The 15,503-nt window shown below is 73.6% G+C and carries 4 protein-coding genes; all 4 read right to left on the reverse strand.

The genetic code is table 11. The features are described from left to right. Positions 1-23: 23 nt before the first annotated feature. Genes WME97_RS44210 through WME97_RS44225 form a run of 4 tightly spaced genes read right to left on the reverse strand, consistent with a single transcriptional unit; the run spans position 24 to position 15,287 of the window. Positions 24-2,402: a penicillin acylase family protein gene (locus WME97_RS44210; RefSeq protein ID WP_437546995.1), complete on the reverse strand. Its 2,379-nt coding sequence runs from the start codon at positions 2,400-2,402 to the stop codon at positions 24-26. Next, complete coding sequence (locus WME97_RS44215; RefSeq protein WP_437546997.1) at positions 2,399-4,222, reverse strand: cyclic peptide export ABC transporter; 1,824 nt, start codon at positions 4,220-4,222, stop codon at positions 2,399-2,401. Before WME97_RS44215 ends, WME97_RS44210 begins: the two co-directional genes overlap by 4 nt. Beyond that, entirely contained in the window at positions 4,219-9,036 is a 4,818-nt protein-coding gene (locus WME97_RS44220) for a type I polyketide synthase (RefSeq protein WP_437546999.1), read from the reverse strand. Before WME97_RS44220 ends, WME97_RS44215 begins: the two co-directional genes overlap by 4 nt. Continuing rightward, the gene (locus WME97_RS44225; RefSeq protein ID WP_437547001.1) at positions 9,033-15,287 is read right to left on the reverse strand and encodes an amino acid adenylation domain-containing protein; all 6,255 of its coding nucleotides are present in this window, start codon (positions 15,285-15,287) and stop codon (positions 9,033-9,035) included. Before WME97_RS44225 ends, WME97_RS44220 begins: the two co-directional genes overlap by 4 nt. Between the last annotated feature and the right edge of the window lie 216 nt (positions 15,288-15,503).

The raw sequence follows: 15,503 nt of genomic DNA on the forward strand, positions 1-15,503 counted from the left end.
TGTGCGAGATGGGGTGAAAGGCGTCATCGGCGCTCGGGGACGAGCGTCAGCGTGCGTTCGGGCGGGCCTGCCAGCAGCGGCAGCGGGCGCCCGTCGACCCAGGCGCGCTGCTGATCGCGGTAGTGAGGCGACGTCGGATCGCCCGATTGGCCGGCCGGCATGTGCAGGATGCCTTCCGCCTCGCGCCCTGGAGAGACCACGAGCCGCTCGCTGGCGCCGAGCGTGCGGCCCGTCAGGCGCACGCAGACGCCGCAGCCCGGGAGCGGCTCGTCGGGCATGTTGAGGCGCGCCGCGAGCTCCGGCGCCTGGCCGAGCGGGTGCGCGATCCGCACCCGGTTCACGGCGCCCCACTCGAGCCGGTCGAGCGGGCGTCCGCCGTGCTGCTCGTGGACCACCGTCATGGCCTTCTCCAGCGCCGCGAGGACGAAGGCGTCCACGCCGCCCTCCGGCGCCGGCACGAGATCGGCCGAGCGCTCGCCGAGCGCGCGCTGCACCGGCGTGTCGATGTCCGGCAGCGCGAGCTTCAGGCTCGGCTCCGCCGCGCGGCTCGCGCCGAGCCACCCGGCGAACACCTCGTCGGCCAGGACGCGCCGGAAGCGCACCAGGAGCGGCAGCCCGACGGTGGGCACGTCCGCCTGGCCGTCCCACACAGAGAGCGCGCGCCGCGCCTCGGCGAGCGCTGGCCGCCTCGACACGGCCTCGTCGCTGAGCGCGCGCAGCGCGAGGTCGCGGTAGAAGCCGAAGAACTCGGCGCGCGTGTCGAGCTGCAGCCGGAACAGGTCCGCCTCGGTGACCTGCCGCGCCTCGCGCAGGCGCTCGGTGATGCGGTGGGCGCGGTAGCCGTTCGCGTAGTCGCGGCCGAGCGCCGGCGCGCCCTCGCCGAGCGGCATGCGGTTGTTGGCGTTGACGACGAACCCCGACGGCGGATCCACGGCGCGCGGCAGCGCGGCGGGCGTCAGGTAGCCGTCCCAGCCCGCGCGCCCGTCCGCCCAGGAGACACTGACCGAGCCGTCGAACCCGCGGCGCCGGGGCAGGCGCCCGGTGACCGTCCACGCGACGCGGCCGCGCCGGTCGGCCAGGAGGACGTTGCACCCGGGCCCGCCGGCGGCGTTCATCACGGAGGCCGCCTCATCGACGCTCCGGGCCTCATCCATCTCCAGGAGCCCGATGTCGACCCCCGCTGGATCGAGCGCCGTCCAGCGGACCGCGACCGGCCCTCCGAGGAGCGGCCGCGGCGAGACGGGGCCCCAGATCGTGCTGCGGACCGCCATGGCGACGTCGGGCTCGCCGCGGACCTTGATCGTCTCCTGCGCGACGTCGAACCGCCTCCACCCGGAGGGTGTCCGGTACTCGTCGGGGTGATCGGGGCGGGCCTCGAGCTGGACGAGATCCCTCACATCGCCGTCGAGGTTCGTCATCCCCCAGGCGACGTGGCCGTTGGTCCCCACGATGACGACGGGCAAGCCGGGCAGCACGACGCCCGCGAGCTCCTTGTCGCCATAGCGGAGCTCCGCGCGATACCAGACGTTGGGCACGCCGAGGTCGAGGTGCATGTCGTTCGCGAGGATGGCGCGGCCGTCTCGAGTCCTCTGGCCGGCCACCGCCCAGCCGTTCGAGCCCGCCGGCGCCTCGCCGGCGCGCTCGCTGAGCAGCCCGGCGGTCCGCGCGCGATCCCCTCGGCTCTGCGCCACCAGGGCTCGCAGCTCCTCGCGCGGGAGCGGCGGAGACGCGGGCGCCTGCGCGCCGAGCAGCGCCCTCGTGTAAGGGTCCACGTCCTCGAGCAGGAAGGACGCCACGCCCTTCGGGAGGGTGCGAATCAGGACCGTGCGTGTCCGCTCGAGGTCCTCGGTGGAGCCGAGGGTGTTGAACATCCCCAGCACGACCAGGACGCTGTCCTCCGGGCGCCACGGCTCGGGCCGATAGCCCAGCTCCTGGAACTCGACGGGCAGCGCCTCCGCGCTCCGGAGGTAGGCGTTGACGCCCTCCGCGTACGCGTCGAGCGCGGCGCGCTGGCGCTCCGGCAGGCGCGCGAGGATCGCCGGCGCGGCCTTCGGGACGCCGTACAGCCGCTGCCGTGTGTCGGCCTCCAGCAGATCGCGCCCGAGGACCTCCGCGAGCCGTCCCGCGCTGCTCCGGCGGAGCAGATCCATCTGGAACAGCCGATCGCGCGCCGTGACGAAGCCGAGCGCCCGCAGGGCGTCGAGGCGCGAGGCGGCGCGGATCGTCGGGATCCCGAGGCGATCGGACGTGACCGTCACCGCGCCCTCCAGGCCGGCCAGCGTCGCGGCGTTCTCGGCGCGCGGCGCGGGGGCGCGGGCGGTGCCCGGGGTTCGTTCGGCGCAGCCGGCGAGCGCCAGCGACGCGAGCGCCGAGGCGAGGAGGGAGCGGACGTGTCGCTTCATATCTCTTGCTCTGCTGCCTTCAGGGCCGCGTGGCCGCGGACGCCCGGCTCCGGCGCGCCCTGCTGCTGTTCTGCGTGGATGCGGTGGACCTCCGCGGAGCGGGCCCGACCGCCCTCGTCGACGCGGGCGCGCGCCGCGGGCGCTTCCCGCGCCGCGCGCGGCTCCTCGCCGCCCCCGGCGGGGGCCGCGGGCAGCTCGGTCAGGCGGCCGAAGTCGAGCCGCAGGCAGCGATCCGCGAGCGCGAAGTACTGGTCGTCGTGCGTGATGACGAGGGCGGTCTTGCCCCTCGCGCGGAGCTCGGGGAGGAGCTCCGTGTAGAAGATCTTCCGGAACTGCGGGTCCTGGTCGGAAGCCCACTCGTCGAAGACGTAGAACGGCCGGTCCTCGAGGTAGGCGGTGAGCAGGGCGAGGCGCTTGCGCTGCCCCTGCGACAGCCCGGTCACGCGGAGGGCGCCCTCCTCGACGCGCACCCGGTGATCCAGCTGCAGCCGCTCGAGGTAGCGGCGGGCGCGCTCGTCGACGTCGGGGCCGTCGAGGCCGAGCAGCCTCTCGAAGAGGTGGTATTCCGCGAAGACGACCGAGAAGAGCTGCCGGTACCGCTCCCGGCTCGCGTCGTCGATGGGCACGCCGTCGAGCCGTATCTCGCCGGACTCCGGCGCATAGAGCCCGAGGAGCAGGAGGGACAGCGTCGTCTTGCCGCTGCCGTTGCCGCCGACGAGGTACACGATCTCGCCGGGCCGGAAGGTCAGATCGATGGGCCCGAGCTGGAAGCTCCCGTCTTCCTTCTCCCGGTAATAGCGGTGCGTGACGCCGGCCAGCTCGAGGCGCTTCCACGCCGCGGGCGCGCCCTCCGCGGCGCCGCCGCGCGGCGGCTGCGCCGCGGCGCCCTCGAGCTCCGGCGTCAGGGAGAGGCCGAGCGCGCTCGCCTTCGAGAGCGCGACGCTGGCGCGCCCGACCGCGGGCAGGAGCTCGACCGTCTGCGCGAACGGCGTCAGCAGGAACAGCATCGCCAGCACCACGCCCGACATCGCCGTCGGCGTCAGCCCAGCCCAGGCCGGGAGAGCGAAGAGCGTCAGCCCGAGGACGGCGTAGAAGAGCAGCGTGCCCCAGCCGATCGCGATGGAGAACTCGGTCGTGCCCGCCACGTAGTCCCGCTGGTACGTCGCGAGGCTCGCGCCGAGGGCGCCTTCCATGAACGCCCGCCCGCGCCCGCCGTGCATCTTGAGCTCCTTGACCCCGCCCGTGAGCGCGCGGAAGTGCTGGAACAGGGCGTCGCTCGTCTCGCGGGCGCGCGTGAAGGAGCGGATCGCGCGCCCGTTGTGCGCCCGGAAGAGCACGGCGCCGAGCCCCATGGAGCCGAGCACGATCGCCAGCGCCGACCACGAGATCTGCCCGATGTACGCCAGGCAGCCGAGGACGGTGGCCACGTTGACGCAGAGGAGGGGCAGGAAGACGTACGCCTGCGTGATGACGGTCGGATCGTCGTTGAGCGCCGCCAGGAGCCGGTGGGGGCCGATCTGCTCGATGCGGCGCAGCGGCGCTTCGAGGATGCGCCTGCCGAGCTGCATGCGCAGCTCCGCGATCATGGCCTGTCCCAGCCGGGTCAGGAGCACCTGGGAGACGGCCTTGCTCAGCACGCCGAGGACGGCGAGCCCTGCGAACGCCCACGCGAGCCGCGCGGCGGGGCGGCCGCCCGCGGAGAGCGCCTCCTGGACGAGCGCGATGATGCCGGCGCCCGTGAGCCCGCTGATCGCGCCGGCGGCGATGGCGAGCAGGAGGCGCCGGAGGTCGCGGCGCACGAGGAAGCCGAGCACGCTCATCGCCCGTCCTCCTCCGGTTTCTTTGCGGGGACCGGCTCGCCGTCCTGGCGGGCCGGGGCCTGCGCGTTCTCTGCGCCGGGGACCCGCGCGCCGGGGACCCGCCGCGCGGTCCGCGGCAGCGCGACCAGCGCCGGCTCGGGGCTCGGGCCCGCGGGCGCCTGGCCGCGCGCCTTGTGGATGCGCTCCGCGAGCGCGGCCACGGTCGGCCGCTCGAAGAACTCGCGGAGCGGCACCTCCACCTGGAACGCCTCGCGGACGCGGTTGAGGATCTGCAGGGCGAGGAGCGACTCGCCGCCGAGGGCGAAGAAGTCCTTCCTGGGATCGATGGGATCGAGGCCGAACGCCCGCGCCCAGATCGCGGTCACCTGCGCTGTCACCGCCTCGGGCGACAGGCCCTCGGCTGCGCCCGCGGCCGCTGCCTCGGCGCGCCGGGGCGGCTCGTGGCTGCGGCCTGGCGCGGCGGCGCCGCCGGCGCCGAGCCGCCGCGCCAGGGCGGCGCCCTCTTCGTCGCTGGGCAGGCCATCGAGCCGGCGGACCGAGACGATCACCTGCGGCAGCGCCGCCTGGCTCAGGACGCGGTGGAAGACCTGCTGGCCTTCTTCCGGGCTCATCCCGTCGCGGATCACGTCGTCGATGCCGAGGGCGAGGAGGCGCGCCTCGGCGCGGGCCGCCATGCCGACGTTGCGCCACCGATCCAGGTTGACGGAGACCGTGTACGGCCCGGCCCTGCGCGCGCAGGCCTGCGCGTACGCGTCGAGGAACGCGTTGGCGGCCGCGTAGCCTGCGTGGGCGAGGCCGCCGCTCAGCGCGGTGATCGAGGAGCAGAGCAGGACGAAATCCGGCTGATGAGCGCTGGCGATCTCGTCGATCGCCAGCGCGCCGAGCGCCTTGGGGCTGAGCTCCGCGTCCAGCGCGTCCGCGGTCAGCCGGTCGATGAGCCCGCCGGCGGCGACCCCGGCCGCGTGGATCACGCCGTGCAGGGCGCCGAACCGGTCGAGCGCCTCGCGCGCGGCGGCGCGCATCTGCGAGGCGTCGGCGACGTCGGCGCGCAGCGCGACCACCTCGGCGCCGGCCTGCTCGAGCGCGAGGAGCCGCGCGCGTTGCTCGTCGGTCGGAGCGGAGCGACCCGTGAGGATGAGCCGCGCGCGCGCCGTGCGGGCGAGGTAGTCCGCGAGCCAGAGGCCGATGCCTCCCAGCCCGCCGGTGATGAGGTAGACGCCGCGCTCTCGCAGCAAGGGGGGCGCCGCCTGCGCTGGCCTCAGCGGGACCGGCTCGACGGCGGGCGTCCAGCGGTGGTGGCCGCGGTAGGCGACGACGGTGTCGCCTGCGTCGGAGCGCGCCTCTGCGAGGATCCGCTCGACGACGCGATCGGCCTCGGCGGCGTCCGGGTCGGGGGCCTCGAGGTCGATCACGCGGCAGCGCACGTGCGGGTACTCCAGCGGGACGCTCCTGCAGACGCCGAGGAGCGGGGCGTGCTCGGGGCGCAGGGCTTCCCGGCCGGTCAGGTCGTGCAGGCCGCTGGCGAGCGTGACGAGGCGGGCGGCTCCGGGCTGCTGGCCCAGCGCCCGTGCCAGCCAGAGCAAGCTGGTGGATCCGCGGCGCTGCGCTTCGCGGAACGCGCCCGGGTCGAGCTGCGCCTCTCGCGTGGCGTCGCGGCGGTCGCGCGGACCGCCGAGGCTGAAGGCGTGCACGATGCGCGTGGGCGGCCCGGCGCTTGCGTCGAGGTCGCGGATCAGCGCGGCGTAGTCCTCGGGCTGGTCCGGGCGGAGCGTGAAGGCGCGCCCCGCGAGGCGCTCGAAGCGATCGCCGCTCCGGACGCGGGTGACCCGCCGGCCGGCGCGCTCGAGCCGCTCCACGAGCCGGAGCCCGATCGCTTCCTCGTCCGCGAAGACGAGCCAGTGCGGCTCGTCGGCTTCAGCCGCGAGCGCCAGCGGTTCCAGGGGGGAGCGCTTCCACGATGGGACGTAGAAAATTCCATCCAGATCGAACGTCCGGGCAGCGTTTCCCTCCGGCGCCCGCACCGAGGTTGAGGTCGAGCCGACCGAGGTTGAGGTCCCGACCGAGGTTGAGGTCGAGCCGACCGAGGTTGAGGTCCCGACCGAGGTTGAGGTCGAGCCGACCGAGGTTGAGGTCGTCCCCCTCGCATCGGGGCGCTCCAGCCAGTACCGCTTTCGCTCGAACGGGGTCGCCGGCAGCGCGACGCGCCGTCGGTGTCGCCCCGCCTGCAGGCCTGCCCAGTCCACCGCGGCGCCGGCCGCCCAGACCTGCCCGACCGCGTCGAGCAGCGCAGCGCCCGCAGCGCCCTGGTGTGCAGGCTCGCGCCCCATGGGCATCGACGCGAGCGCCAGCGACCCCGCCGCGAGCCGCCGGCTCAGCGCCGTGAGCGTCTGCCCCGGCCCGACCTCAAGAAAGATCCGCTCCGACTGCTCCCGCAGGGGCCGCACGCCATCGGCGAAGCGGACCGTGCTGCGGAGATGCCGGACCCAGTACTCGGGATCCTGCGCCTCGGCCGCGGTGATCCAGGTCCCGGTGACGTTCGAGACCCACGGGATGCGCGGCGTCCGCAGCGTGACCCTGCCCACCGCGTCGCGGAACGCCGCGAGGGCGCCGTCCATCAGGTGCGAGTGGAAGGCGCGCGCCGTGCGCAGCCGGCGCGCCTCGATCCCCCGGCCGGCGAGCTCCTGCTCGACCCGCTGGATCGCCGATGCCTTCCCGGACAGCACGCACTGCCGCGGCCCGTTGACGGCGGCCAGCGCGACCTCGTCGCCGAGCCAGCCCGCCACCTCCGCCTCGGCCGCGGACACCGCGAGCATCGCGCCGTCCGGCGTCGCCTCCATCAGCTGCCCCCGCGCCGCCACGAGCGCCACGGCGTCCTCGAGCGACAGGCACCCCGCCAGGCACGCGGCGACGTACTCGCCCACGCTGTGCCCGAGCATCGCGTCGGGCGTCACGCCCCACGCCATCCACAGCTTGGCGAGCGCGTACTCCACGACGAAGAGCGCCGGCTGCGTCATCGACGTCCGATCGAGCTGCCGCGCGGCGTCCTCGACGCCCGCGGGCGCGGGGAACAGCAGCGCCCGCAGGTCCGTGCCCAGGTGGCGCTGGAGCAGCGAAGCGCAGGCGTCGACCTCGGCCCGGAACACGGGCTCGGTCTCGTAGAGATCGCGGCCCATGTCGGGGCGCTGGGTGCCCTGCCCGGGGAACAGGAACGCGACCGGCCGCGGCCCGGCCGCGGGCCCGCCGGTGCGCACCGCGTCGCTGCGATCGCGGAGCGCGCGCGCGGCCTCCTCCCTCGAGCGGCACACCACCGCGCGGCGGTGGCCGAACGCCCGGCGCCCGAGCTGCTGCGTGAACGCCACGTCGCCGAGCTCGAGATCGCCGTGGGTCTCGAGGTGCTCCGCGAGCGCGTCGGTCAGGCGCTCGAGCGACGCGCTCGATCGGGCCGACAGCACGAGCAGCTCGCACGGCCGGGGCGGGTCCGCCTCCGGCGGGGGCGGCGCCTCTTCGAGCACGGCGTGCGCGTTCGTGCCGCCGATGCCGAAGGAGCTCACGCCGGCGCGGCGCGGGGCGCCGGGGGTCGACCAGGCCGCGAGCTCGGCGGCCACGCGGAAGGGGCTGTTCTCGAGATCGAGCGCGGGGTTCGGCGCGCGGAAGTGCAGGCTCGGCGGGATGCGCCCGTGGGCCACGGCGAGCGCCGCCTTGATCAGCCCGGTGACCCCCGCGGCCGCGTCCAGGTGCCCGACGTTGGTCTTCACCGAGCCGATGGCGCAGAAGCCCTTCCTGTCGGTCGTCGCGCGGAAGACCTGGGTCAGCGCGGCGATCTCGATCGGATCGCCGAGCGGCGTCCCGGTGCCGTGCGCCTCCACGTACGTGATGGAGTCCGCGTCCACGCCCGCGGCCGCGTGCGCCGCGCGGATCGCGCGCGCCTGGCCATCGAGGCGCGGCGCGGTGTACCCGACCTTGGCCCGGCCGTCGTTGTTGATGGCCGATCCCTTGATGACCGCGATGATCGCGTCCCGATCCGCGATGGCGTCGTCGAGCCGCTTCAGGAGGACCACGCCCACGCCGCTGCCGCCGACGGTGCCGCGGGCCCCCGCGTCGAACGCGCGGCAGTGGCCGTCGGGCGACGCGATCGCGCCTTCCTGGTAGAGGTACCCGCTCTTCTGCGGGACGCTGACGGAGACGCCGCCCGCCAGCGCCAGATCGCACTCGCCCGTGAGCAGCCCCTGGCAGGCCAGGTGGACGGCGACGAGCGACGTGGAGCACGCCGTCTGCACGGCGATGCTCGGCCCTTCCAGGTTCAGCTTGTACGACACGCGGGTCGTGAGGAAGTCCTTGTCGAGCGAGAGGAGCGCCGCGACGTCGGCCGCCGACTGCAGCCGCGGCCCGTCGGGGAACAGGTGGGCCAGGTACCCGCTCAGGCTCGATCCGGCGTAGACGCCGACCGGCCCGCCCGCGCGCTCCGGGTCGATCCCGGCGCTCTCGAACGCCTCCCACGCGCACTCCAGGAACAGCCGGTGCTGCGGATCCAGCGCCGCGGCCTCTCGCGGCGTGAACCCGAAGAGGTCCGCGTCGAACATGTCGATGTCGTCGAGCGCCGCGCGCGCGCGCACGTAGTCGGGCCGCGCGATCAGCGCGGGGTCCACGCCAGCGCAGAGGAGCTCTTCCTCGGTGAGGATCGCGACCGACTCGACGCCAGCGCAGAGGTTTCGCCAGAACGTCGCCACGTCCCGCGCGCCCGGGAAGCGCCCGGCCATGCCGATGATCGCGATGTCCAGGCCCGGGCGCGGCTCGCCGCTCGTCGGTGTGGTCATTTCTTGGTCTCCAGTCCGCCGCGCCGCCGCGCGAAGATCTCTCCGCGCCGCTGCTGCGCGGCTCTTGCCCGCTCGCCGTCCCGCTCGCCGGCCTGAGGCGCCGGCGAGGCGCTCGAGTCCTGGCTCAAGGCCTCTGCGAGCGAGGCGACGGTGGGGTGCTGGAACAGGACCAGCATCGGGAGCTCACCGCGCGCCATCGCGCGCAGGCGGCCATGGATCTTGGGCAGCAAGAGCGAATGTCCGCCCAGATCGAAGAAGTTGTCGTGAATGCCGACCTGCGGGACCGAGAGGGCGTCTTGCCAGACCTCCGCGATGGCGCGCTCGAGGTCGGTTCGCGGCGCCACCAGCGCGCGGCCCACGGCGTCTCGCGTGCTCCTGGGCGCGGGGAGCGCTCTGCGATCCACCTTGCCGTTGGGCGAGAGCGGCAGCTCCTCGAGCAGCACGAAGGCCGCCGGGATCATGTGCTCCGCGAGCTTCGTCGTCGCGAATCCGCGGATGTCGCTCACGAGCTGACCGGGGCTCGCCCATGTCCGCTCGGCATCGCGCAAAGCGCCCTTCTTGGCCATGGCGGGCGCGCGCTCGGAGGGGCGCCGCGCGTAGACGTCGTACAGGCCGGTGTGGGCGAGCATTCGGTTCTGCTCCACGGCCACCTCGTAGCCATGCGCGCGCAGCAGCGCCGTGATCTGGTGCAGCCTGCCGTCGATATCGTGGACCTCGAGGACGATCTGCTCGATCCTGCGCCAGTCGTCGGGATCGATGCCGCCGATGATGTCGAGCTCGCTCTTCTCCGCGTCGATCTTCAGCAGATCGATGCGCTCGACGCCGTGCTCGCGGATCACGTCGGACAGCCTCCGCAGCGGGCAAACGAAGCGCTGCGTCGCGAGGCGCTCGGAGAGCAGCGCGTGGAGCACCTCCTCCGAGAGCGTCTCCTCCCCCGAGGTCGCTTGCTGGTTGAGCACGTACGTCTTGACGACCTCGCGGTCGTCCTCGGCGTCCGCGAAGCGGCCGGAGATGGCGGTGTTGTGCGGGTAATAGGTGAACTCCGCCTGCTGCACCACGCTCGCGAGCCCGCACGCGAAGAGCGCCGCATCGACGCCGTGGATGCGAGCGTTGAGGCGCAGCACCTCGAAGAGCGGCGGTATCGGTTCGAATGCGTAGATCTTGGCGCCGCGGCACGCACGGCTCACGTAGAGCGCGAACATGCCGATGTTGGCGCCGATGTCGAAGACGCAGCAGCCATCACGCAGCGTGATCCCGTGCTTGGTATAAGCCTCGTCCTCGAAGATCTCGCCGTAGAGGAAGTCCGTCTCCCCCTTGTTCTGGTGGAGGATCGTCATCCCGTTCGGCAGCTCGTAGCGGGGCCGATCCACGAGCTGGCCCTCGCGCTCGAGGCGAAGCAGCTCGCGCACGGGCAGCGCCCGCTCGGCGTCGGGGACGAGGTAGGCCACGAGGCGCTTGTCGCCGGGGGTGTCCTCTCGCAGCGCCACCAGGCTCTCGCGCACCGAGGGGTGCGACGTCAATACGGCCTCGATTTCGCCCAGCTCGATGCGGAAGCCGCGGAGCTTGACCTGGTGGTCGAGGCGGCCGAGGAACTCGATGGCTCCATCGGGCCGATGGCGGGCCAGATCGCCTGTCCTGTACAGCCGCCCGCCGGGCGCGGAGCCGAACGGATCGGGGACGAAGCGCTCGGCTGTCAGATCCGGCCGGCGGTGATAGCCGCGCGCGAGCCCGACGCCGCCGATGTGGAGCTCTCCCGCGACGCCCGCCGGCACCGGCTGGCCGTGGCGGTCGAGCAGGTAGATCTGGGTGTTTGCGATCGGGGTTCCGATGGGCACCGAGCCCGACGTGTCCTGTCGCTGGCAGGCCCAGTAGGTCACATCGATGGACGCCTCGGTGGGCCCGTAGAGGTTGTGGAGCTCGGCGCGCTCGAGCCGCTCGAAGCACCGCCGCGCGAGCTCGGCGGGCAGCGCCTCGCCGCTGCAGATGATCCGGCGCAGCGACCGGCACGCGTCCACGCCCGGGGTCTCCAGGAAGGCCTGGAGCATGGGCGGGACGAAGTGCACCGTGGTGACGCCGTGGCGGGTGATCAGCTCGACGAGCCGCTCGCCGTCGCGGTGGTCGCCGGGCCTCGCGACGACGAGGCCAGCGCCCATCATCAACGGCCAGAAGAACTCCCAGACCGAGACATCGAAGCTGAAGGGCGTCTTCTGGAGCACCCGGTCGTCCGGGGTGAGCCCGTAGCGCTCCTGCATCCATTGCAGGCGGTTGAGCAGGCCACGGTGGCTGTTGCCGGCGCCCTTGGGCCGGCCTGTCGAGCCGGAGGTGTAGATGGTGTAAGCGAGGTTGTCCGGCGACAGCGGGGTCGCGAGATTGCCGGTCGGCTCCCTGTCGATCTCGGCGCGATCGGCGTCCAGGCACAGCACCTGGGCGCCGTGCGCCGGCAGGCGCGACGCCACGGGCCACTGGCTCAGCAGGACCGGCGCGGCCGCGTCCTCGAGCATGAAGGCGATGCGGTCCGCGGGATACTCCGGGTCGATCGGCACGTAGGCTCCGCCGGCCTTGAGGATGCCGAGCAGCCCGACGACCAGCTCGACGGAGCGCTCTGCCGCGATGGCCACGAGCGCGTCCGGCCCCACGCCGCGCTTCCTGAGCGCGTGTGCCACCTGGTTGGCGCGCGCGTTGAGCTCTCGATAGCTCAGCCGCTTCTCGTCGAAGATCACCGCCACGGCGTCCGGCGTCCGCTCCGCCTGCGCCTCGAAGAGCTCGTGGACGCGAAGCTCCTCCGGATAAGCGCGCCCCGTCGCGTTCCAGCCGACGAGGACCTGCCTCCGCTCGGCCGCATCCATCACCGGCAGATCGGCCAGCCGGATCTCTGGGCTGGCGACGAAGCCCTCGAGGATGGCGAGGAGGTGCCGTGTCATCCGCGCGACCGTCGCGGCGTCGAAGAGATCGGTGTTGTATTCCCAGGCGCCCCGCGCTCCCCGGCTGTCCAGGGCCAGGTTGAGCACCAGATCGAACTGGGCTGTCCCGGTGTCCACCCGCTCCACGTCGATCGACAGACCGGGGATCTCCGGCGCCGGCTCGGGCGTCGGATCCATGGCGAACATCACGTTGAACAGCGGCGTGTGGCTGAGGCTCCGCTCGATCGACAGCGCGTCCAGCACCCGCTCGAACGGCGCCTCCTGGTGCGCTTGCCCTTCCGTGACCGCCGCGCGGACGCGGGCGAGGAGCTCCGCGGCGCTGGGGTTCCCCGCGAGGTCGACGCGCAGCGCCAGCGTGTTCAGGAAGCACCCGACGACGCCCTCCAGGGCCGCCCGTGGCCGCGTGGCGACCGGCGTGCCGATGCAGAAATCGCTCTGGCCCGTGTATCGGTGCATCAGCGCGAACAGCCCCGCCGTCACCGTCGTGAACAGGGTCGTGCCCGCCCGCCGTCCGAGGGCGGTCAGCCGTGCGACGAGCTCCGCCGGCAACGCGAGCCCCTCGCGTGCGCCCGCGTAGGTGTGGACGGAGGGCCGCGGCCGGTCCGTGGGGAGCGACAGGGGCGGCACCGGCCCCTTCAGCCGATCGCGCCAGTAGGCGAGCTCCCGCTCGCGCGTCCCAGTCTGCTCATTGCGGCGCTGCCACAGCGCATGATCCGCTTGCTGGAGCGAGAGCGGCGCGAGCGCCGGCGAGCGCCCCGCCGCGAACGCGCCGTACAGCGCCGACAGCTCGCGCTGGAGCACGTTCATCGACCAGCCGTCGACGATCAGGTGATGGCAGGTGAGCGCCAGCGCGTGCTCCCGCTCGCTCATGCGGATGAGCGTCCAGCGCACGGGCGGCGCCTCGGCGAGGTCGAACGCGCGCCGCGCCTCCTCGCGGAGGAGCGCTTGCAGCGCCGGCTCCCGGTCCTCCTCGGCGAGGGCGCTCAGGTCCTTGATCGGCAGCGCGACCGGCGCGGGCTGCGCGATCTTCTGCACGGGCTGCCCCGCGACGGCGGGAAAGCTGGTGCGCAGCGCCTCGTGGCGGGCCGCGAGCGCCGTCACCGCCCGCTCCAAGGCGCTCGTATCGAGGGCTCCGGAGAGCCGCAGCGCCGCCGCGATGTGATAGACCGGCGCCCCCGCGACGAGCTGCTCCAGGAACCACAGGCGCTCTTGCACGAAGGACAGAGGCAGCCGCTCCGGCCGCTCCACCGGCGTCACCGGCGCGCCCCCGTCCGCCGCGCCGCCCGCGGGCGCGCCGGCCTGCTTCGCCTCGATCCAGGCCGCGAGCGCCGCGACCGTCGTCGACTCGAAGAGCTGCGCCGGCCCCACGTCGACGCCGAGCGCTTCGCTCACCCGGCCGCTCACCTGCATGGCCCGCAGCGAATCGCCGCCCAGGCTCAGGAACTCCTCGCTGCGGCCGACCCGCGCGCGCCCCAGCACCTCGGCCCAGATGCCCGCCAGCGTGCTCTCCAGCGCCGTTTGCGGCGGCTCCGCGCGCTCGGCCTCGACGCCCGCGCGCGCGCCGACCGCCGACTGCCACACCGCGTCCCAGGACCCGTCCAGGAACTTGGCGCGGCACGCCCTCCGCTGCACCTTGCCGCTCGTGGTCCGCGGCAGGCTCCCCGGCTTGATGAGGACCACCGCATGGACCGCCACCTCATGCCGATCGGCCACGGCGCGCTCGATCGCCGCCCCGAGCTCCGCCGGCTCCACCGACGCGGGCGCGCGCCGCCCGAGCTCCTGGACGATGACGACGCGCTCCTCGCCGTCGACGTCCACCGAGAACGCCGCGCCGCCGCCGGCGCGCAGGCCCGGGTGGCTCTCCTCCGCGGTGAGCTCGATGTCCTGCGGGTAGAGGTTGCGCCCGCGGACGATGATCAGGTCCTTGAGCCGGCCCGTCACATACAGCTCGCCGCGCGAGAAGAACCCGAGATCGCCCGTCCGCAGGAATGGCCCTTCTCCCGTGGAGAGCCGGGCCTCGAACGTCAGCGCCGTCTCCTCCGGCCGCTCCCAGTAGCCCTGGGCCACGCTCGCTCCGGCGACCCAGATCTCCCCGATGCGCTCGTCCTTGCAGGGCCTGAGCGTCTCTGGATCGACGATCCGTACCGCGTCGCCCGCGGGTGATCCCCCGCAGCCCACGAGGGAGACGCCGTCCTCTGGCCTGCGCGGCTCGAACGCCGCGTGTCCCTGCGCCAGGGCAGCGCGGTCGACGGAGCGCACGACGGGCGGCGCGCCGGCCGCTCCGCCGCTGACCAGCAGCGTCGCCTCGGCCAACCCGTAGCAGGGATAGAACGCGTCGCGCCGGAACGCCGCCGGCGCGAACGCCTCGGCGAAGCGATCGAGCGTCGCCGCCCGGATCGGCTCGGCCCCGTTGAAGGCCACCTGCCATGAGCCGAGGTCGAGCCCTTCCCGCTGCTCCGGGGGGATCTTCCGGATGCACAGCTCGTAGGCGAAGTTCGGCCCGCCGCTCGTCGTGGCCCGGTAGCGGGAGATCGCCTCCAGCCAGCGCCGCGGCCTCATCAGGAAGTGCTCGGGCGCGAGCTGGATGCACGGCACGCCCACGTAGAGCGGCTGAAGGATGTTGCCGATGAGCCCCATGTCGTGGTGCGGCGGCAGCCACCCGACGATCACGCTCTCCGCGGTGTGCGCGAACGCGCGCTGGATCATGAGCTCGTTGCGCAGCAGGTTGCCGTGCGTGAGCACCACGCCCTTGGGCGTGCCGGTCGAGCCCGAGGTGTACTGGAGGAACGCCACGGTCTCGGCCGTCACGCGCGGCGCTCGCCACGCGTCTTCCTGGCCGTCCCGGATCGTGTCGACGGCCATGCAGCGCAGGTGGCTCAGCTCGGCGAGGCTCGGGTCGTCGCGGAACATCGCCACCGCGCCCACGAACGCCTCGGTGGTCAGCACGACGCTCGGCCGGCAGTCGCGCACGATGGCCAGCACGCGCATCAGCCCGCTCTTGCGCTGCGGCAGCGGGACCGGCACCGCGACGAGGCCCGCATAGAGGCAGCCGAAGAAGGCGGCGATGAAGTCGAGCCCTGGCGGCACCAGGAGGAGCGCGCGCTCACCCGGCTGCGCGCCGGCCTGGAGCTCGGCGGCGAGCGCGCGCGCACGCCGATCGAGCTCGCTGTACGCCATCGAGCGAGCGTCGGTCTCCCCGTCGAGCAGGAAAGTGTAGGCGTGCCCTGCCGGGCGCTGCTCCGCGCGGCGCCGCAGCAGCGCGACCAGCGTCGCGGGCTCGGCCGCGCCGCGATCGCTGATCGCATGCCCATGGGATCGGTCCGACGTCATCGCCACCTCAGCTCAGGTCGAAAAAGAAAGCCCGACGACGAGGCCGGTTCGCACCCCAGGCTCTCGGGCTCCGCACCTCGCGATGCACTGCGCCGTGATCGCGAGGCGCCGAGGAGTAATCCACCTACATGTCGTAGGTTATGCGCCGCGCATGAAAATGAACATAACTTTCAATATCGCGTGAGGCGTCATGTGGATCGCTTACCCGGGTCAAGT

Origin of the sequence: Sorangium sp. So ce367, assembly GCF_051520455.1 — a bacterium.
Taxonomy (GTDB): Bacteria; Myxococcota_A; Polyangia; order Polyangiales; family Polyangiaceae; genus Sorangium; species Sorangium cellulosum_B.

Excerpts from the sequence above, each read along its gene's own strand:
- WME97_RS44220 (WP_437546999.1), bottom strand. The coding sequence starts at position 9,036 with ATGACCACACCGACGAGCGGCGAGCCGCGCCCGGGCCTGGACATCGCG.
- WME97_RS44210 (WP_437546995.1), bottom strand. The coding sequence starts at position 2,402 with ATGAAGCGACACGTCCGCTCCCTCCTCGCCTCGGCGCTCGCGTCGCTG.
- WME97_RS44215 (WP_437546997.1), bottom strand. The coding sequence starts at position 4,222 with ATGAGCGTGCTCGGCTTCCTCGTGCGCCGCGACCTCCGGCGCCTCCTG.
- WME97_RS44225 (WP_437547001.1), bottom strand. The coding sequence starts at position 15,287 with ATGACGTCGGACCGATCCCATGGGCATGCGATCAGCGATCGCGGCGCG.